The sequence below is a fragment of the Halanaerobiales bacterium genome, assembly GCA_035270125.1.
In the GTDB taxonomy this organism is placed as follows: Bacteria; Bacillota; Halanaerobiia; order Halanaerobiales; family DATFIM01; genus DATFIM01.
Genome location: DATFIM010000054.1, coordinates 1 through 19,404, shown reverse-complemented (window position 1 = coordinate 19,404; position 19,404 = coordinate 1). Strand labels below are relative to the sequence as shown.

At 27.7% G+C, this 19,404-nt stretch carries 21 protein-coding genes, 1 pseudogene and 1 other annotated feature; all 22 genes and pseudogenes read left to right on the top strand.

The window, feature by feature from the left end:
- Positions 1–951: UDP-N-acetylmuramoyl-L-alanine--D-glutamate ligase (gene murD, locus VJ881_02985; GenBank protein ID HKL75008.1), on the top strand; the 951-nt coding region annotated here is incomplete at its 5' end.
- 16 nt (positions 952–967) lie between these two features.
- Entirely contained in the window at positions 968–2,086 is a 1,119-nt protein-coding gene (gene spoVE, locus VJ881_02980) for a stage V sporulation protein E (protein ID HKL75007.1), read from the top strand.
- Positions 2,087–2,098: 12 nt separating this feature from the next.
- Positions 2,099–3,208 (top strand): undecaprenyldiphospho-muramoylpentapeptide beta-N-acetylglucosaminyltransferase, encoded by a 1,110-nt coding sequence (gene murG, locus VJ881_02975; protein ID HKL75006.1) that lies wholly within the window; start codon positions 2,099–2,101, stop codon positions 3,206–3,208.
- An 11-nt stretch (positions 3,209–3,219) separates the two neighbouring features.
- Entirely contained in the window at positions 3,220–4,608 is a 1,389-nt protein-coding gene (murC, locus tag VJ881_02970) for a UDP-N-acetylmuramate--L-alanine ligase (protein HKL75005.1), read from the top strand.
- Between the two features lie 27 nt (positions 4,609–4,635).
- Complete coding sequence (locus VJ881_02965) at positions 4,636–5,361, top strand: FtsQ-type POTRA domain-containing protein (GenBank protein HKL75004.1); 726 nt, start codon at positions 4,636–4,638, stop codon at positions 5,359–5,361.
- Between the two features lie 96 nt (positions 5,362–5,457).
- Positions 5,458–6,726: a cell division protein FtsA gene (gene ftsA, locus VJ881_02960; protein HKL75003.1), complete on the top strand. Its 1,269-nt coding sequence runs from the start codon at positions 5,458–5,460 to the stop codon at positions 6,724–6,726.
- Between the two features lie 18 nt (positions 6,727–6,744).
- Positions 6,745–7,830, top strand: a complete 1,086-nt coding sequence (gene ftsZ, locus VJ881_02955; protein ID HKL75002.1) for a cell division protein FtsZ — start codon at positions 6,745–6,747, stop codon at positions 7,828–7,830.
- Positions 7,831–7,980: 150 nt separating this feature from the next.
- On the top strand, positions 7,981–8,787 hold the full coding sequence (gene pgeF / locus VJ881_02950) for a peptidoglycan editing factor PgeF (protein HKL75001.1): 807 nt from the start codon (positions 7,981–7,983) through the stop codon (positions 8,785–8,787).
- Between the two features lie 106 nt (positions 8,788–8,893).
- Positions 8,894–9,133, top strand: a pseudogene (locus VJ881_02945) (HlyD family efflux transporter periplasmic adaptor subunit).
- On the top strand, positions 9,128–9,784 hold the full coding sequence (locus tag VJ881_02940; protein HKL75000.1) for an HlyD family efflux transporter periplasmic adaptor subunit: 657 nt from the start codon (positions 9,128–9,130) through the stop codon (positions 9,782–9,784). Before VJ881_02945 ends, VJ881_02940 begins: the two are co-directional and overlap by 6 nt.
- A 2-nt stretch (positions 9,785–9,786) precedes the next feature.
- Positions 9,787–10,485 carry a YggS family pyridoxal phosphate-dependent enzyme gene (locus tag VJ881_02935; GenBank protein ID HKL74999.1) on the top strand — a complete coding sequence of 233 codons (699 nt, stop codon included), beginning with the start codon at positions 9,787–9,789 and terminating at the stop codon, positions 10,483–10,485.
- Between the two features lie 20 nt (positions 10,486–10,505).
- Positions 10,506–10,913, top strand: coding sequence for a cell division protein SepF (gene sepF / locus VJ881_02930; protein HKL74998.1), 408 nt, complete (start codon positions 10,506–10,508; stop codon positions 10,911–10,913).
- 40 nt (positions 10,914–10,953) lie between these two features.
- Positions 10,954–11,223 (top strand): YggT family protein, encoded by a 270-nt coding sequence (locus VJ881_02925; protein HKL74997.1) that lies wholly within the window; start codon positions 10,954–10,956, stop codon positions 11,221–11,223.
- A gap of 29 nt (positions 11,224–11,252) precedes the next feature.
- The gene (locus VJ881_02920; protein ID HKL74996.1) at positions 11,253–12,041 is read left to right on the top strand and encodes a YlmH/Sll1252 family protein; all 789 of its coding nucleotides are present in this window, start codon (positions 11,253–11,255) and stop codon (positions 12,039–12,041) included.
- Between the two features lie 16 nt (positions 12,042–12,057).
- Positions 12,058–12,627, top strand: a complete 570-nt coding sequence (locus VJ881_02915) for a DivIVA domain-containing protein (protein HKL74995.1) — start codon at positions 12,058–12,060, stop codon at positions 12,625–12,627.
- A 56-nt stretch (positions 12,628–12,683) separates the two neighbouring features.
- Positions 12,684–12,903: a binding site (T-box leader), on the top strand.
- 66 nt (positions 12,904–12,969) lie between these two features.
- Positions 12,970–15,765: an isoleucine--tRNA ligase gene (gene ileS, locus VJ881_02910; protein HKL74994.1), complete on the top strand. Its 2,796-nt coding sequence runs from the start codon at positions 12,970–12,972 to the stop codon at positions 15,763–15,765.
- 119 nt (positions 15,766–15,884) lie between these two features.
- Positions 15,885–16,538, top strand: coding sequence for an HAD family phosphatase (locus VJ881_02905; GenBank protein ID HKL74993.1), 654 nt, complete (start codon positions 15,885–15,887; stop codon positions 16,536–16,538).
- 27 nt (positions 16,539–16,565) lie between these two features.
- Positions 16,566–16,850: a DUF5665 domain-containing protein gene (locus VJ881_02900; GenBank protein HKL74992.1), complete on the top strand. Its 285-nt coding sequence runs from the start codon at positions 16,566–16,568 to the stop codon at positions 16,848–16,850.
- 57 nt (positions 16,851–16,907) lie between these two features.
- Positions 16,908–17,345 carry a signal peptidase II gene (gene lspA / locus VJ881_02895; protein ID HKL74991.1) on the top strand — a complete coding sequence of 146 codons (438 nt, stop codon included), beginning with the start codon at positions 16,908–16,910 and terminating at the stop codon, positions 17,343–17,345.
- Between the two features lie 21 nt (positions 17,346–17,366).
- A complete protein-coding gene (locus tag VJ881_02890) occupies positions 17,367–18,299 on the top strand; it encodes an RluA family pseudouridine synthase (GenBank protein HKL74990.1) in 933 nt (310 codons plus the stop codon).
- Between the two features lie 19 nt (positions 18,300–18,318).
- On the top strand, positions 18,319–19,014 hold the full coding sequence (locus VJ881_02885; protein HKL74989.1) for a radical SAM protein: 696 nt from the start codon (positions 18,319–18,321) through the stop codon (positions 19,012–19,014).
- Between the two features lie 163 nt (positions 19,015–19,177).
- The coding region (locus VJ881_02880; protein HKL74988.1) for a phosphoribosyltransferase family protein at positions 19,178–19,404 on the top strand (227 nt) is incomplete at its 3' end.

The following is a 19,404-nucleotide window of genomic DNA, read 5'->3' as shown; positions in this document are numbered from 1 at the left end:
GTAGCAGGTAATATAGGTACTCCATTAATAGATGTAGCCCCAGGACTTTCAAAAGATAAATGGCTTGTTGTAGAAGTTAGTTCTTTTCAGTTAGAATCGATAGATGAATTTCATCCAAATATCAGTTTGTTTTTAAATTTTAGTCCTGATCATCTAGATAGACATAAAGATGAAAATGAATATTTAAATGCAAAAAAAAGAATATTTTCAAATCAAAAAAATGATGATTTTGCAATATTAAATTTTGATGATCCAAAAGTTATTAATGCAAGTTCAGAATATGATATTAATAAACATTACATAAGCAGGAAGAAAAAAGTTAAAAATGGAGCTTATTTAGAAAATGGAATTATTTATATTTCAGAAAAAAATAATAGCTTTAAATTAATATCAAAAGAAGAGATTTTTCTTCAAGGTGATCATAACTTAATGAATATTGCTTTTGCAGCTAAAACAGCATCTTTGTTAGAAATTAATCCTAAAATTATTAAGAATGTAGTTAAAAAATATAAACCAGATAGACATAGACTTGAGGTTGTTATAAAAAATGAAGATGGAAGTATAGTAATTGATGATTCTAAAGCAACAAATATTGATGCTGCTTTAAAAGCTATAAAGACATTTGATAATGATATAATTTTAATAGCTGGTGGGCAGGATAGAAATGCAGATTTTTCTAAATTAGCAGATTCTGTCCAAAAGAATGTAAAAGCACTTATTATTTTAGGAGAAACATCAGAAAAAATACATAAGGAAATGATTAAAAAAGGATATAATAGTGTTTTTCAAGTAAAAAACATGAAAGAAGCAGTAAAAAAAGGATTAGATTTATTTGAACAAGGAGATTGTCTTTTATTATCTCCCGCCTGTCCTAGTTGGGATATGTATCAAGATTATAAAGAAAGAGGTAATCTCTTTCAAAAAGAAGTAAAAAATCAAATAAAGTTTTAAGATAAGGTGGGATAGTTTGAAAGATAATAATAAATTAGAAAAAAACAAAAATAAACCTGATTTTATTATTTTATTAACCGTAATGAGTTTGCTTATGATTGGACTTATTATGGTTTTCAGTGCCAGTTCTATTAGGTCATTTAATATTTTTGGAAGTAGTTTTCATTTTTTCAAAAGACAATTAATGACTGCCGGATTGGGTTTAATAGCAATGATAATAACTATGAATATTGATTATCATTTATATAAAAAATTTTCAAAACTAATATTATTTCTTACATTTTTCTTGTTAATAATTGTATTAATTCCAGGTATAGGACAATTTAGAGGTGGTTCGAGAAGGTGGATTGATTTAGGTTTTTTTGGTTTTCAACCTTCAGGAGTAGCCAAATTAGGAATAGTAATATATTTTTCTCATTATCTTTCTAAAAAAAGGGATAAATTAAATGATTTTATCAATGGATTATTACCTGTTTTAATAATATTAGGATTAACTTTTTTATTAATATTATTAGAACCTGATTTAGGTACAGCAATTACTATAGCGCTGAGTGCTTTTACTTTAATTTTTGTAGCAGGAGCCAGAATATTACATATTACTATCCTTGGTTTTTCAGGAGTACTTGCAATATTATACTTTATTTATAGTTCTGATTATAGAAGAGAAAGATTCACAGCATTTTTAGATCCCTGGGAAGATCCTCTTGATAGCGGTTATCATATAATTCAATCATTATTGGCTCTTGGAACTGGGGGATTTTTCGGAGTAGGAATAGGTAATAGTAAACAAAAATTTCTATATTTACCTGAACCAGGTACTGATTTTATTTTTGCTGTTTTAGGTGAAGAGTTGGGTTTTGTAGGAGTATTTATAGTTATTTCATTGTATTTATTATTTTTCTGGAGAGGAATTCGGATAGCACATCGAGCTCCAGATGTATTTGGTAGCTTATTGGCTATTGGAATTACAAGTATGATAATCATTCAGGTATTTATAAATATAGGAGTTGTATCAGCTACTATTCCTGTAACCGGAATAACTCTTCCGTTTATTAGTTATGGAGGTAGCTCACTTTTGATAATGTTATCTGGGGTGGGAATCTTATTAAATATATCATCTAATTTTAAGAATTAAGTGAGGTGTAGTATGAGGGCAATAATCACTGGAGGCGGTACTGGTGGACATATTTATCCTGCAATAGCAGTAGCATTAGAATTAAAAAAAAGGGGATGGGATATTATATATATTGGTTCAAAAAATGGGCTTGAAAAAGATATTGCCCAAGAATGGGATATAAAATTCAAAGGCATAAATGTTGCACCTCTTCCACGCAAATTTAATTTTGATCTTTTTAAATCAATATTTACTAATTTAAAAGGTCTTTATCAATCCTTTAAAATAATTAAAAATTATCAAACAGATATAGTTTTTGGAACTGGTGGTTTTGTTGCTGGATCTGTAGTTTTAGCAGGATTTTTGACAGGAAAATCTTCTATAATTCATGAACAAAATGCATATCCTGGAATTACTAATAAAATTTTAAGTAGATTTTGCGATAAAGTAGCTATAAATTTTAAAGAAGCTAAAAATCATTTTTCTGCTAAGATTGAAAATAAAATCATTCATACTGGAAATCCTGTAAGAGAAATAATTTTAAAAACAGAGAAAAAACAGGGAATTGATTATTTTAAATTTTCTTCATATGCAAAAACAATATTGATTTTTGGAGGAAGTCAGGGTGCAGAAAGCATCAATAAATCTTTATCAGGAATTTATAAATTTGTTAAAAATAATGATGCTTTGCAATTAATCCATATAACTGGCAAAAAAAATTATAAAAAGGTTCTTGGATATTTAGAAAAAAATAATATTAATATTAAGGAATGTTCCAGCATAAAAACTATTCCCTATTTAGAACATATGGAATATGCTTATAGTATTGCTGATATTGTTATTAGTAGAGCAGGTGCAACGGCTTTATCAGAAATAACAGCAAAGGGATTGGCTTCAATCTTAATCCCCTATCCTTATGCAACTGATAATCATCAGAAATATAATGCTCAATTTTTAACAAAAAATGATGCTGCAAGGATGATTGAAGAAAAAAACTTAAATGAAAAAGTCTTATTAGAAAATTTAAAGGTTATAATAAATAATGAAAGTTTATTAAAAGAAATGAGTGAAAATAGTTATAAATTAGGAAAAAGAGATGCTGTAACTCTAATTGCAAATAAAATAGAAAAAATAGGAATTTAGGGGGGGATAATTTGGCTAAAAAACATATACATTTAATAGGTATTGGTGGTATATCAATGAGTGGAATTGCCAAATTATTATTATTGCGAGATTATAAAGTTAGTGGATCAGACATAAAAGATTCAAATACAATTAAAAATTTAAAAAAATTAGGTGCTAAAATTGAAGTAGGACATAATAGTAATAATATTAAAAAATGGGGAATACCAGATTTTGTTGTAAATTCCAGTGCAATAGATGACAATAATTCTGAATTGAAAATGGCTAATAAATTAGGAATAAAAATTCTTAAAAGAGCTGAAATGTTATCAAAATTGATGGAAGATAAAAAAACCATAGCGGTATCAGGAACTCATGGTAAAACTACTACCACCGGTTTGATAGCCACTATGATGCAAAATAGTGAAAAATATGATCCAACTACTATGATTGGAGGTAATTTACCAAGTATACAGGGAAATATTAAAAGTGGTACAGACAATTATTTTGTAACAGAAGCAGATGAAAGTGATGGTTCTTTATTATATTTTGATCCCTATATATCAGTTGTAACCAATATCGAATTAGAGCATCTGGATTTTTATACTAATAAGAAAAAGTTGCAAAATACTTTTAAAAATTTCATAAATAAAACAGCTGCAAGTGGTAAGTCAATTGTTTGTGCTGAAGATAAAATTATTCGTGAATTAATAGATTTGGATAATGATAAAATAATATCTTATGGATTTGAAAATGGAAAAATAAGAGCAAATAATATAAATTATTTACCTTTTGGGAGTTTATTTGATGTAGAATTTAATAATAAAAAAATAGGGGAGATTAATCTTCAAATTCCTGGTAAATATAATATTTTAAATTCATTGGCTGCAATTGCAGTAGGTCTATATTTAGGATTGAGTTTTACTGAAATAAAAAAGGGGATCGAAAAATTTTCAGGAGTTAAAAGAAGATTTGAAAAAAAGGCTCTTATTAAAGATGTATTAATCATAGATGATTATGCCCATCATCCAACTGAAATTAAAGAAACATTGAAAGCAGCAGTAAATACAGGGTTTAATAGAGTAATAGCTATTTTTCAACCACATCGTTATAGTAGAACTAAATATTTATTTAAAGAATTTTGCAATTCTTTTTCTGATGCTGATAGATTAATTATCACTGATGTTTATAGTGCTGATGAAAAAATAAAAGATGAGGAAGATAAATATTTAGCCAAAAATATGGCTGAAGAGTGTTCTAAAATATATGATTTTAAAGTTGAATATATTAAAAATTTGAGTAAAATACCTGATTATTTAAATTCTATTATAGAATCACGGGATATAGTAATTACAATTGGAGCTGGTGATATCTATAAAAGTGGTGAAAAGTTAATTAAGATCATGAAAACTAATACCTGATATAATTTGTCATCAAGGGGGGATTACTTGAATTATAGACTAATAGCTATTTTAACTATAATATTTATAGGTTTAGGAGTGTTTTTTTCATTAATATATTCTCCTTCATTAGAGATTAAAGATTTTAACGTGAAGGGGAACGAAGTTCTAAAAACAGATGAAATAATTAATAATATTAATAAATTCAAAAATGAAAATATCCTCTTAGTAAATATTGATGAATTAAGGAAATCTTTGTTAGCTAGAGAAAAATATATAAAAGATGTTATAATAAATAAAATTTATCCAAACAAATTAGAAATAATAATTACAGAAAGAAAACCTATTGCTAAAATTGTAAATGATAAAAAGACACTTGTTTTTGATAATGAAGGTTATATTTTAGAACAAGGAAAAAATGATATTAAAGCTGATGTACCTCTTTTAAAGGGAGTTGGCTATTCCTTTTCAAAAAATAGAATAGTATTTACTCCTTCTTTTGAAAAATTAGTTCAAGAGTTGGAAGACTTAAAATTTTCTTTAATAAAAGAATTAAATTTGATACAATATAAACAGTTGCAAAATAATAAATTTAAAGTTGAATTATTAATTATGAATAATAATATAAAAGTGAAATTAGGAGATTTAGAAAATCTAGCAAAAAAATTTAAAATTCTAGAAGCGACTATTCTTGATATAAAAAAAAATAATTTAAAAGTTGATTATATAAACTTACAATATCCTGATAAACCAGTTTATAAAACTGAAAATTAGGTAGGTAGAAAAAAGGAAATTATGCATTTATGTTGAATTAATAATATTAAGGTAACAAATTAATTTATTAGTTTTAGGAGAGGAGGTAATAGTCTTTTGAAGAATAAAAGGATAGTTACAGGGCTTGATATTGGAACAACAAAAATTTGTGCAATTATAGCTGAAGTTATAGATGAAGATAATATAGAAATTATTGGGATAGGCCTCTCTCCGTCAAAAGGTCTAAGAAAAGGCATTGTAGTGGACATTGATAAAACAAGTAGGGCTATTAAAAATGCAGTAGAAAAAGCTGAGAGAATGGCTGGCTTTGAAATTGATTCAGCTTTTGTAGGGATAGCTGGTTCTCATATTACATCAATTAATAGTCATGGTGTAGTTGCTGTAACAGGAGAAGAAAAAGAAATATCTAATAGTGATATTCAGAGAGTAATGGAAGCAGCAAAAATAATTCCTCTTTCTGCAGAAGAGGAAATTATTCATGTTTTACCAAGAGAATTTATTGTAGATGGATGTCCTGGTATTAAGGATCCGCTTGGTATGTCTGGAGTTAGATTAGAGGTCGAGACTCATATTGTAAAAGGTTCTGCAACTTCTATACAAAACCTTGTAAAAAGTGTTCTTAGAGCAGGTTTGGAAGTTGATGATATAGTATTAGAACCACTGGCTTCTAGTGAATCAGTTTTAGCAGAAGATGAAAAGGAATTGGGAGTTTCTCTTGTAGATATTGGTGGTGGAACCACTGATTTAATAGTTTTCCATGAAGGAAGTATAGCTTATACTTCTGTTTTACCTGTTGGAGGTAATCATGTAAGTAATGATATTGCTGTTGGTTTAAGGACTCCTATTTCAGAGGCAGAAAAATTAAAAATTAAATTTGGTTCAGCTAAAGCAGAAAATATCGGTGATGAAGAATCTATAGAAGTATTAGAAGCAAGTGGTAAAAACAAGAAGAATATAAAAAGACGATCACTTGCCAATGTAATTGAACCAAGAATGGAAGAATTATTTGATCTGATAGGTAATGAATTACATAAGGCTGGTCCTCGGGATATGACCCCGGCCGGTTTAGTTGTAACAGGTGGTGCTTCTCTTATTGAAGATGCTACAAATTTAGCTACAGATTTAATTGAACTTCCTGTTCGTTTAGGTGAACCATCTTATATAAGTGGGCTTTCTGATGTAATTGATAATCCTGTGTATATAAAAAAAGATAAAAAAGTACCTAAAGCCATTTTTTCAACAGCGGTTGGATTGGTTGAATATGGTAGTAAGTACGAACAGGATACCAAAAACAAGAAAAACAGTCAGAGTATAGTAAATGATTTCTTTAATAAATTAAAAAAATGGTTTGAGGATTTCTTCTAATGAGAGGGGGTAAATTTAATGTTTGATATAGGAACTGAAGTTGAGCAATTTGCAAATATAAAAGTTGTTGGTGTTGGTGGAGGTGGTAATAATGCTGTAAATAGAATGATAGATGAAGGGCTTGATGGAGTAGAATTTGTAGCTATTAATACTGATGCTCAGGCATTATTATCATCAAATGCAGGTATGACTATTAGAATTGGTGAAAAAATAACTAGAGGTTTAGGAGCTGGTGCTGATCCTCAGATTGGCAAAGAAGCAGCAGAAGAAAATCGAGAGGAAATAGCACAATCTTTAGAAGGATCTGATATGGTATTTATAACTGCTGGTATGGGGGGCGGAACTGGAACAGGAGCTGCTCCAATTATTGCTGAAACAGCTAAAAATCAAGGAGCTTTAACAGTAGGAGTAGTTACTAAACCTTTTACTGTAGAAGGTACAAAAAGAATGAAAAAAGCTGAGCAGGGTATTGAAGAATTAAAATCAAAGGTTGATACCTTGATTATAATTCCTAATGATAGATTATTAGAAGTTGCAGAAAAACAAACTAGTTTGATGGAAGCATTTAAAATTGCAGATAATGTATTACGTCAGGGAGTACAGGGTATTTCTGATCTAATTACTATAACCGGAATTATAAATTTAGATTTTGCTGATGTAAAAACAATTATGAAAGATGCAGGATCAGCTTTAATGGGAATTGGAAAAGCGAATGGTGAAAATAGAGCTGCTGATGCAGCTAAAATGGCTATAGCTTCTCCATTATTGGAAGCATCTGTTAATGGTGCTCAGGGTGTACTTTTAAATATTACTGGTGGTTCTGATTTAGGAATTCATGAAGCTAATGAAGCAGCAAGGGTTATTCAAGAAGTTGCAGATACTGATGCAAATATAATTTTAGGTTCAGTAATTGATGAAGAACTTGAAGATGAGGTAAAAGTAACTGTAATTGCTACTGGTTTTGATGCAGAGAAAAAGAAAACTTCTCCTTCTAATGAATTTGGAGAAGATATTGAAGAGGACATTGAAGAAGATTTTGATGTTGAAAATTTCTCTGGTGAAGATCTAGATATTCCTGCTTTTTTAAGAAAGCAAAATAATTAATTATATTTTTAAATATTGAATTTAATTTCTCGATGTCATTAAAGACATCGAGTTTCTCTTTTTAATTAATATACTATATAAGTTTTATATAGTTGTCATGTGTGATATACTTAATTAGAATAAATAATTTGAATTTAGGTGAGGTTTATTATGTTTAAATGGAAAAAGAAAAATAACTTTAGGTATTTGGAAATAGAAAATTTTAAGGAAAGAGGATGTAAAGCTTATTTTACTTCCAGAAATGGTGGGGTTAGCAAAGGTTCTTATAAAAGCCTTAATTTAGGTTTACATACAAATGACAGAAAAGAAGCAGTTATAAAAAACAGAAAAATTACTGCTAATAAATTAAATTTAAATTTTTCATCTGTTACTTCAGCTGAACAGGTTCATGGTGATAGAGTATATATAGTAGAAAAAAAAGATAAAGGTAAAGGAAGTAGTAATTATAGTAGTTCAATAAAAAAAACAGATGCTTTAATTACAACTGCTAATAATATTACTTTGTTTTCTTATTATGCAGATTGTGTTCCCCTTTATTTTTATGACAAAGAAAATAGAATAATAGGATTAGCACATTCTGGTTGGAAAGGTACTCTTAAAAAGATTGGTTTAAAGGTATTAGAAAAAATGAAAGTTGAATTTAATAGTAAAATGAGTGATTGTATGGTTGCAATTGGACCTGCAATTTCTAAAGATTTTTATGAAGTTGATAATAAACTTGCTACTAAATTTAAAAATAATTTTTCTAATATAAATAATTATTTAGTTTATAAAGGGAAAAACAGTTATTTGCTTGATTTACCCGGGATTATTAAAATGATGTTTCTTAAAAAAGGAATAAAAAAAGAAAATATAATTGAAAGTAAGATGTGTACTTATTCTAATGAAGAAAATTTTTACTCATATCGCCGGGATAAAGGAGTAACTGGAAGAATGGCCAGTATTATTACATTATAGTTATGCAGGATTTTTCAACTTTATATTGAATTAATATTAAAGGTGATAATATGGAAAACAATAAGATACATTATTTAAATGATAAATATAAAAAAAAAATAAATCTGTAAAGTCAATATATATTTTTATAGTTTTATCAATAATTGTTTTAGCTTTATATTTTTTTATTAATACAAATTCTAATACTATGATTGTAGAATACGGACAGTTATCAGAGAGTTTTAATACTGAATCTGTAATTATTAGAAAAGAAAAAATATATAAAGCACCCAAGTCAGGAAAAGCAACCTTTTTTTCTGATTCTAATCAAAGAATTGCTGGTAATCAAGTAGTTGCTAAAATAAATTCTAAAGATAGAAATGTAACAATTTATAGTAGAGAAGCCGGTATTTTGTCTTTTAGTTATGATCAATTAGAAGCGGAATTGTCTCCTGAAAATATGAATAATATTTCTATAAAAAAATTTAATAATATAAATAATAATTACCATAATATAAAAGAGGACGATTATATTAATAAGGGTGAACCTTTTTTTCGTATTGTAAATAATAGTGATTTATATGCCTTGATAAAGATTGATAAAAATAAAGCTGAAAAATATTGGATTGAAGAAACTGTTTTTATAAGAGATAAGGAACTAGAAAAAGATAATTTAAATCAGGCAAAAATAAAAAATATAGTTAATTATGGTGAAAAATCTATAATAATTTTAGAATTAAAAAGATTTATAGATAAATGGTTAAATAAAAGAAAAATTAATATTGAATTAGTTAAAAATATTTATGAAGGGCTGGTTATTCCTGATACGGCTATTTTACCTACCAGTGATGGCTATAAAGTGGTCTTAGTTGATTCAAGTAATAATTATAATTTAAAAGATATAGAAATAAAATTTAATGGGGATAAATATTTAGTTATTACAGGTTTAGAATTAGGAGATGAAATTTTAATAAATCCTACAAATAGCAATTATAATTTTGATACACAGGGGGAATAACAATGAATAAAAACAAACTAAAAAAAAGATTAAAAAAAGTTAAAAGTAATATAAAAAAATCCTGTAAAAAAGTTGGGAGAAATCCTTCTGAAATTACTATTGTTGCAGTAAGTAAAAATCATTTTAGTAAAAAAATAAAATTTTTTCAAAAAAATAATATTGATATTTTTGGTGAGAATAGAGTTCAAGAATTAAGGAGAAAAAATAATAAATTAAATAGTGAAGTTAAATGGCATTTTATTGGTCATTTACAAAGAAATAAAGTTAAATATATTACTAGAATGGATAACTGTCTAATGATTGAATCACTTGATAGTGATAGATTGGCAAAAGAAATAAATAAAAGGGCCAAAAAAAACAATAGGGTAATGCCAGTTTTAGTTGAAGTTAATACTTCAGGTGATGAAAATAAATACGGATTTCAAGTAGAAGAAACTATTGATTTTTTAGAAAAAGCTGAAAAAAAATATGATAATCTAGATATTCGAGGATTAATGACTATTGTTCCTTATCTAGACAATCCTGAAGATACAAGACCATATTTTAAAAAATTAGCAAATTTGAAAAATAAGGCTAATAAAAAGGGTTTAAATTTAACAGAATTATCTATGGGAATGACTAATGATTATCAAGTTGCAATTGAAGAAGGAGCAACAATTGTTAGAATAGGGACAGCTTTATTTGGAGAAAGAAAATATTAGCAAATGGGGGCTTGATTGTTATGTCAAATAAATTAATAGAGTGGAATAAAATTCTTGAATTTTTTGGATTGGAAAAAGAAGATGAAAAACCTCCAGAGAAAAATTCTATATCAAAGAATTCAGATAAAGTTGTAAGTATAAATAGAAAAAAAGAATATAAGGTGTTATTTTATAATCCTAATAAATTTGAGGAATCAAAAAATATTGTTAAGAGTTTAAAAAACAGCAATGTAGTAATTGTAAATCTTGAGAATAATAAAAAGGAACTTTCCCAAAAAATATTAAATTTTGTAAGTGGAGCTGTTTATGGTTTAAATGCAAACACCCATAAAATAGGAAAAAATGTATTTTTATTTGCTCCTAAAAATATAGAGATTAATGGAAAAGAATTAGAAGATAATATGAAGAATAAGTTTTTATCAAAATAAAAAATAAATATTTTAAAAATAATTAGGAGGTAAAATAGAAATGTACATGTTAGCAAATACAATTGGAGTTCTTTTTAATATTTTGGATTGGTTAATTATAGGTAGAGTTATTATATCCTGGGTGCAACCAAATCCTAGTAATCAAATGTTAAGACAGTTAATTAAATTTACCTATCAGGTAACAGAACCAATTTTAGCACCAATTAGAAGAATATTACCAACTTCTAATATAGGAATTGACTTTTCACCTATTGTAGCAATATTTGCCTTAAGTATTATCCGTAGTTTTTTGATTAGAATAATTGTTTAATTATTTAAATTAATAAAGGAGTGCAAGTAATGTTAGATAAAGAAAAACTATTATCTCATTTAGAAAGAGATGATGAAAAAATATTAGCTAATAAGATTTTAGATAAAGCTGAAATTGTAATTGAAAGAAAAAATGAAAAATCAACAGATTTTTTAAATCCCCATCAAAGAAAAATTGCAAGAAAACTGATAAAACAGATTTCAGATGTTAATTTTATCGAAGATGGCGGTTATAAAAGGGCAGAAAGAAAGAAAATAACGATTTTTCCTGATTATCTTTTTGCAGATAATGTAGAAGCTCCCATTTCTATTTTGAAAATAGAAGGTAATTTTAATTTTTGTCATGTAGACCACCGTGATTATTTAGGTGCATTAATGGGACTGGGAATAAAAAGAAAAGTTTTGGGAGATTTATTAATAATGGATGATTTTGCTCAGATAATAGTTGATTCTGATTTAAAAGATTTTATTAAAATGAAGTTAACTAATGTAAATGAAGTTCCGGTAGAAGTGAAAGAAATTTCTCGTGATGAAATCATTGTTCCTACTCAACATACAAAAGAAATCAAGGCTACTGTTGCCTCTATGAGATTGGATTCAGTTGCCAGTGCAGGTTTTGGTGATTCGAGAAATAAAATATCTCAGGATATTAAAAATAAAAGGGTAAAACTTAATTGGAGAATGGAAGATGATCCAGCTCAGGATGTTGAATTAAATGATATGATCTCTATAAGAGGACGCGGCAGAGTTGAAGTAGTTAAAAGAAGAGGTTTATCTAATCGAGGACGTATTAAATTAATTTTGAACCGTTATACTTAATGAAAGGTGGTTTTATATGAATTTATCTCCGCTTGATATTTATAATAAAGAATTTAAAAGTTCTGCTTTAGGTTATAATAAAAAAGAAGTGGAAGAATTTTTAGAAGATGTAGGTATGTCATATGAAAAGGCATTAAAAAAGGTTAATGCACTCCAGGAAGAAAATGAAAAATTAGAAAAGGAACTTAAAAGATATGAAAAACTTGATCAGAAATTACAAAATACTCTTCAGGCTATTCAGGATACAGTAACAGAGGAAAAAGAAAGAGCCAGAAAAGAAGCTGAATTAATAATAAGTAAGGCTGAAGATCAGGCAGAAAAAATAAAGAAAAATGCTAGAGATAATATTAATGATGAGTATAAAAAATTGGAAAAATTAAAAGAAAAAAAGAAATTATTTGAAATTAGATTTAGAACATTATTAGAAAATCATATGGAATTATTAAATGAAGAAAAAACCGAAACTGACATTAATAAAGAACAATTTGATCAAATAAAAAACAAAGATTTTGCTGAGGATGAGGACCATATTGAAAGTGAAGATATACAGGAAAATATTAAAGTAAATAATAGTAGCAATTCATAACTTGACTAAAAAAATAATTTAGGATATAATTAAAAAAACAAAATTATAAATAAATATTAATAACAAAGAATGAGAAAGTAATATATAAATATGCTTACAGAGAACCGGAAAGATTGAGAACCGGTAGCTGTTTATATATGAAGATCACTCAGGAGTTGGTGGAATGAACAATAAGTAGTTTTACCCGTAAATCTGCGTTAAAGACTAGAGAGTGAGTAACAGTTTATACTAACTGTTATTAATCAGGGTGGTAACGCGGTCTTATTCGTCCCTTTATGGGGAGAAAGACCGTTTTTTTTATTTAAAACTATTTATTAAATATAAAAGGAGGAATTTTTTAAAATGGGTTATAAAGAAAGTATTAATTTACCTGATTCAGATTTTCCTATGAGAGCTAATTTGAGTGAAAGGGAAAATGATTTTCAGAAATTTTGGGAAGAAAATAATATTTATGAAAAGGCAATAGAACAGCGGGAAGGGAATGAGAATTTCATTTTACATGATGGCCCTCCCTATGCTAATGGTGATATTCATATTGGACATGCTTTAAATAAAATTTTAAAAGATATAGTTACTCGTTATAAAACTATGAAAGGTTATTATTCTCCTTATGTTCCAGGTTGGGATACTCATGGTTTACCTATAGAACATAAAGTTACTAAAGAAATGGGAGATGAAGCTAAAGATTTATCTGTTAAAGAACTAAGAAAAAAATGTGAGGACTATGCTTTAAAATATGTCGATAGGCAAAAAGATCAATTTAAGAGATTAGGAGTATGGGGTGAATGGGAAAATCCATATATTACTCTCAATAAAGATTATGAAGTGAAACAAATAGAAGTATTTGGTGAAATGGCCAAAAAGGGTTTATTTTACAAAGGACAAAAACCAGTTCACTGGTGCCCAAGTTGCCAAACAGCTCTTGCAGAAGCAGAGGTTGAATATAAGGATGTTAGATCTCCTTCAATTTATGTTAAATTTCCAGTTAAAGAGAAAATGACATTAGGTGGGGTGGATCTAAATCCTGAAAATAGTTATATACTAATCTGGACTACTACTCCCTGGACTATTCCAGCTAACCTTGCTATAACAGTTAATCCTGATTTGAATTATCGAGTAGTTGAGGTTAAAGGAGAAAAGATGGTATTAGCTGAAGAATTAATTGAAGAGGTTATGAGTGAAGTTGGAATAGAAGATTATAAAAAATTAGGTGAAACTTTTAAAGGGGCTGAACTGGATAATAAAAAAGCTTCACATCCAATAGCTGATAGAGATTCTCTCATTATTTTAGGTGAACATGCCACACTTGATCAGGGTACTGGTTGTGTGCATACTGCTCCTGGACATGGTCATGATGACTTTGTTGTAGGCCGTGAAAATGATCTGGATGTATATGCTCCTATGGATAATAAAGGCTACTTTACAGAGGAAGAAGAAACAGGTCATTTTGAAGGTATATATTATGATGATGCAAATATAAAAGTTACTGATCTCTTAAAAGAAAAAAATCTTCTTTTAAATTTAGATTTTATAGATCACCGTTATCCACACTGTTGGAGATGTAAAGGTGGATTGATTTTTAGAGCTACTGATCAATGGTTTGCCTCTATAGATGCTATTAAAGAAAATGTATTAGATGAAATTCATAATGTAGATTGGTATCCTGATTGGGGAGAAAAAAGAATGGCCAATATGGTAGCTGATAGAACAGATTGGTGTATCTCCCGTCAAAAGAAATGGGGAGTACCTATCCCAATCTTTTATTGTGATGATTGTGGAGAGTCAATTATTAATGATGAAACTCTTAGTTCGGTAAAAGATTTATTTGCAAAAGAGGGTTCAGGTGCCTGGTATGAGAAAAAAGCCTCTGAAATTCTTCCTGAAGGATATAGCTGTCCGCATTGTGGAGGAAATCATTTCTCAAAAGAGGAAGATATAATGGATGTTTGGTTTGATTCTGGTTCAAGTCATAAAGCTGTTTTAGAAACTAGAGATAATTTAGACTGGCCTGCACAATTATATCTTGAAGGAACAGATCAATATCGTGGCTGGTTTAATTCTTCACTATTGACTGGAGTTGCTACTGAAGGAAAAGCACCTTATGAGTCAGTTGTAACTAATGGATTTATTGTTGATAAAAAAGGAAATAAAATGTCAAAATCAGTTGGTAATGTTGTTTCTCCTCATGAAGTAATCGATCAATATGGTGCAGATATTTTAAGATTATGGGTTGCTTCTTCTGATTTTAAAAATGATGTAAGTGTTTCTGATAAAATTATAAAACAAAATTCTGAAGTATATAGAAGAATTAGAAATACATTTAGATTTATTCTTGGAAATATTGGAGATTTTTCTAAAGATGAAGATTATGTTCCTTTTGCAGAGAGACATGAATTAGATCGCTGGATTATGGTTAGATTAAAAGAGTTAACTGAAAATGCAACAAAAGCTTATAAAGAATATGAATATCATAGAGTGTACCATGATATCCATAATTTCTGTACAGTCGAAATGAGTTCTCTATATGCAGATGTTATAAAAGATCGTTTATATACTGATGGTACTGATTCATTGAGTAGAAGAGCTGCTCAAAGTACTTTATATGATATGATTGTTACCTTAGTAAAATTAGTATCTCCAGTATTGGTTCATACTGCAGAAGAAGTTTGGGGATATCTAGAAGAAGAAAAAGAAGAAAATGAAAGTATATTTTTAACTGATTGGCCTGAGTTTAGTGAAGAAATTAGCGATGATCTCTTGTTAGAACGCTGGGATCAATTACTTTCTATTAGAAAAGATGTTTCTAAAGCACTTGAATTAGCCAGAGAAAATAAAGATATTGGTAATTCACTTGAGGCCAAAGTAATATTAAAAGCAAGAGATGAAGAACAATATAAATTTTTAAAAGATAATTTTGAACAACTTGCAGATCTTTTTATAGTTTCCCAGGTTGAATTAGTTGATGTAATTGATGATGATTGTCATATTGGAAGTGAAACAGAAATTAGAGTACTGGTAAAAGAAGCCGAAGGTGAAAAATGCGAAAGATGCTGGAAGTACAGTACTACTGTTGGTGATGATCATAAATATGAAGATGTTTGTGAAAGATGTGCTACTGTTTTACATGAACAGGAATAGAATAATTTAATTCTATAAATAAATTATAAAAGTTGGGTTACCTTTTTTAGGGTAACCCTTTTTCTTTTTTGCATTATTTTGTTATAATATATACTAGATAAAAAAGAAAGGAAGTTGATATTATTAAAGCAGTAATTTTTGATATGGATGGAGTAATTATTGATAGTGAACCTTTACATTATGAAGTAAATAAAGAAATTTTTTCAGAATTTGATATTGAAGTTAGTGAAAAAGAATATAATAGCTATATTGGCACAGCAAACAAAGAAATGTGGGATATGATTGTTGAAAAACATAATTTAGATAAAAATGCAGGAGAATTAACTAATTTACAGCAGAAAAAAAATTTAGAACATATAAAGAATGATGAAGTGGAATTAATGGCCAATGTGAAAAGTCTATTGAATGAACTAAAATATAGTGAATTAAAATTAGCACTTGGTTCTTCATCACCGAAAAAATTAATTAATGAAGTAATAAATAATTTTAATTTAGAAAATCATTTTAAAATTGTCAGAAGTGGAGAAAATGTTGAAAATGGTAAACCTGCTCCTGATTTATTTTTAAAAATATCAAAAGAATTGAAGATTAAACCAGAAAATATTTTAGTTATTGAAGATTCTCATAATGGGGTTAAAGCTGCTAAAAAAGCTGGAATGAACTGTATTGGTTTTTCTAATGATAATTCAGGGAATCAGGATCTTTCTATAGCAGATTTAATCATAGAAGATTTTTCAAAATTAACATTAGAACAGATAAAAAATTTCAAATAAAACCTTACAGTTTTAAGGAGGAGTAGTATGGATAAAAAAACAGAAAATGAAATATTAAAAAAGCTAGATAAACTTAACGAAAAAATACAGGGAATTACTCTTGCTGAATATACAGAAATGCTTAAGTCTCCAGGTAGAATGATTTGGGTAAATTTTTTAGCTGGTTTGGCTCGTGGTTTGGGAATAGCAGTAGGTGCGACGGTTTTAGGAGCCTTATTTTTAATAATTTTATTTAAAATAGGTCAATTAAATCTTCCAATTATTGGTAGGTTTATAGCACAAATTATCAAAGTAGTTGAAACTTATCTTTAATAATATAATTTGGGGTAAAATAATTTAATTTGTTATTATAAGAGAGGAGATTGAAGATTGTTGTATTTATTAATCTCAATAATAGTTTTTATGGATCAAATAATAAAATATTATATTATAAACAATTTTAGCCATGGTCAAAGTCTTGCAATAATAAAAAATATTTTTCATCTTACTTATGTAAAAAATACTGGAGCAGCTTTTGGTATTTTAAAAAATGCGAATAATTTTTTTATTATAGTAAGTATAGTTATTATTTTGTTTTTATTGTTTTATCGTTATTATTATTTTAAAAGTAATATATATATTAATATTTCTATTGGATTAATTATTGGAGGAGCTGTTGGCAATTTAATAGACAGGATATTACTTAATCATGTAGTAGATTATTTGGATTTCAGAATTTGGCCTGTTTTTAATCTTGCTGATTCTGCTATTGTAGTTGGAGCAGGGTTTTTAATTATTTATATAATAGTAACAGATTATGAATTATAATAATAGTAAGGAGATATAATTATGGTAGATGAAAAGTATAAAATAGGATCTGAATTTAGTGGTTATAGATTAGATAAATTTCTTGCAAAAAAACATGAAGACTTTTCTAGGTCTTATATTCAAAAATTAATAGATGAAGAATATGTAAAAGTAAATAATAAAAACATTAAAAAAAGTTATATTTTAAAACAAAGGGATATTGTTGAAGTATATGAAAAAGAAAATGAAAAATTAGATTTAGAACCATATAAAATTGAACTTAATATCATTTATGAAGATGAAAATATAATTGTAATTAATAAACCTGCAGGCTTATTAGTTCACCCCAGCCCTCATGAAAAAAAGAAAACTTTAGTAAATGCTCTCTTATATTATACAGATGACCTATCTGGTATTGGTGGTGTTATAAGGCCAGGAATTGTGCATAGACTTGATAAAAATACTTCTGGAGCAATTGTAGTAGCTAAAGATGATAAAAGTCATAAAAACCTCAGCAAACAATTTAAAAAAAGAAATACTAAAAAGATTTACAAGGCTATTGTAGATGGAAAATTTAAATATAAAGATGGGAAAATTGACGCACCTATTGGACGTGATCCCAGTAATAGAACTAGAATGGCTGTAACCAAAAAAAATAGCAAGAGGGCTGTTACCTATTTTGAAGTATTAAAAAAGACAGAGAATTATTCATATGTAAAATTAAAAATTGAAACAGGAAGAACTCACCAGATTAGAGTCCACTTAGCATATTTAGGTTACCCAATAATTGGTGATCAAAAATATGCTGAAACTCCAGTAATTAAAATAAATAATTCAAAGGTTAAAAGACAGATGCTTCATTGTTCAAATTTAGGTTTTTATCACCCCATAAAAGGTGATTGGATGGAGTTTGAAGCAGATTTAGCCTCAGATTTTTTAGAATTAAAAAAAGAAATTTTTAAAGAAAATAATTAAATATTTGGAGGTAAAAATAATGAAACCTTTTTCAATAGGTAATATTTATCTTGATGATGAAAATGAAAAAACAGTTGATATAAATCCCCTACCAGAAAATGTATGTAATTTTGCCTGTGTTTTCTGTCCTTTTGGAAAAACTGATTTAAAAACTAAAGTGAGACATTACTTTCCGGAAACTGAAAGTTTTATAAGTGAATTGGGAAAATTTCTTGAGAAGAATTCGGTTGAAAAAATTTTTATTAATCCTGAAGGAGAGGCTTTATATAATACTGAATTGCCAAGAATTATAGAATTAATAAAAAGTTATGAAGTAAAAATAAAAATTTTATCAAATGGTTATATCTTTAACCAGACTGAATACTTTAATATTTTAAAAGAATGTGAGGAAGTTGTTGGTGAATTAGTTGTAGTTAATGATAAGGATTTCCAGAAACTTCAGCGTCCTATTGAAGGGTTTACAATACAAAAATATATTGAAAGTATGACTGAATTTAGTAAAAATTTTGGTGGAAAATTTATAATAGCTGTGAATATATTAAAAAGTTATAATGATTCTCCAGAAAAATTAAAAGAACTAAAAAAAATATTAAATAAAATAAATCCAGATAGTTTGTATTTGGAAACTCAGAATGAAGAAAGACTTGAAAGAACTTTTGCTGTAAGTAAAGAAAAATTAGAAGAAGTTGAGAATATGTTCTTGACAGGAAGTTAATGTTGTGATAAAGTTTAAATAGTAAAAATAAAAAATACCGCTTTAAATTAGTCCGGTGAGACTAGTAAGGGAATTAATATTATGTACTTAACCTTCTTTCCGGACTGGAAGAAGGTTTTTTTAATGTATAATGTGGTATAAAAATTTTAAGGGGGATTTTCAAATGGAAGAAAAAGATATGAAGGTAAAAAAAGAGATAATTGATAAAGATGGAATAAGGAGAGCTTTAACAAGAATAGCTCATGAAATAATTGAGAAAAATGAAGGAACAGAAGATTTAGTGATAATAGGTATTCGTTCTAGAGGAGTACCTATGGCTGAAAGAATTGCTGAAAGAATAAATGAATTTGAAGGGGTCGAGGTTCCTACAGGAATTTTAGATATAACCCT